Here is a 1,130-nt window from a genome sequence, read left to right on the forward strand (position 1 = left end):
CCAGGGGGCCCGGGGGCGCGGGCAGCGGCCGGTCGGGGGCCGGCGCGGTGTCGGCGGCCCGGGTGGCGGCCAGGACGCGCGCGGCGGCGGCGCGCAGGGTGCCCGCCTGCCGTACGGCGTCGGCGGCGGCGGCCACGGGGGCGAGGACGGCGAGCGCGAGGGCGAGGGCCGCGGGGGCCCAGGCGCCGTGCAGCCGCCCGCCGGCGGCGTGGGCGGCGCACGCGACCACACCGAGCAGCGCCAGGGCCACCAGCGCGTCCTGGGCGGCGGCGAAGAGCGCGTCGTGCCGGGCTTCGGCGCGCTGGGCGGCGGCCACCTCCCGGCCGCGCTCGGCGAGGAGGGCGCGCCGCCGGCCCAGGGCCCCGTACGCCAGCAGCTCCCGGATGCCGTCGACGGTCTCCACGGCGTCGGCGGACAGCCGGGCGGTGGCCGCCCTGGTGCGGTCCCCGCGCGCGGTGCGGGGCCGGCCGCCGAGCAGGGTGTGCGCGGCCAGGGCGGCGGCGGCCGGCAGTACTGCGGCGAGCAGCCAGGGGTCGAGCGCGCCCAGTACGGCCGCTCCGGCACCGAACACCGCCGCGGTGGCGACCAGTTGGGCCACGGCGTGGGCGTAGAAGAACTCCAGTGCCTCGATGTCGTTCATGGCGGTCGCCGCGAGGTCGCCGCTGCGCCGCCCGGCGAGCCGCGCGGGGGCGCTGCGGGCCAGCCCGTCGAACACCCGCACGCGCAGTTCGGCGAGGATGCGATAGGCGAGGTCGTGGGAGAGGTCCATCTGGCGCCAGGTGGTGACCGCGCGCAGCAGCACCAGGCCGGCGAGGCCGGCCAGGGCGGCGGGGCCCGGCACGGCCCGCTCGCCGACGGCCCGCCCCACGGTGTGCGCGAGCCAGGTGACCAGCACGACGAGGGCGGCCTGGTCCAGGAGGCAGACGGCGGCGGTCCGCGCGGCGGCCCTCCGGTGCGGCCACGCGGCGGCCGCCAGCCGCCGCAGGGCGCGCCGGGGCGCCGCGGGGGCCTCTCGGTGCCCCGGGGGAACCGGAGGCCCGGACGGGCCGGACGCGCCGGACGCGCCGGACGGGCCGTCAGACGGCGGCTCGCGGTCTTCGCGCACCGTCGGCGGCTGGGGCGACGGGCAC

At 82.0% G+C, this 1,130-nt stretch carries 1 protein-coding gene; it reads right to left on the reverse strand.

Features of this window, described 5'->3' with window-relative positions:
* Positions 1–1,105: ABC transporter transmembrane domain-containing protein (locus ACSNOD_RS31320; RefSeq protein WP_436770458.1), on the reverse strand; the 1,105-nt coding region annotated here is incomplete at its 3' end.
* Between the last annotated feature and the right edge of the window lie 25 nt (positions 1,106–1,130).

Origin of the sequence: Streptomyces sp. URMC 123, from assembly GCF_051386515.1 — a bacterium.
Lineage (GTDB): Bacteria > Actinomycetota > Actinomycetes > Streptomycetales > Streptomycetaceae > Streptomyces.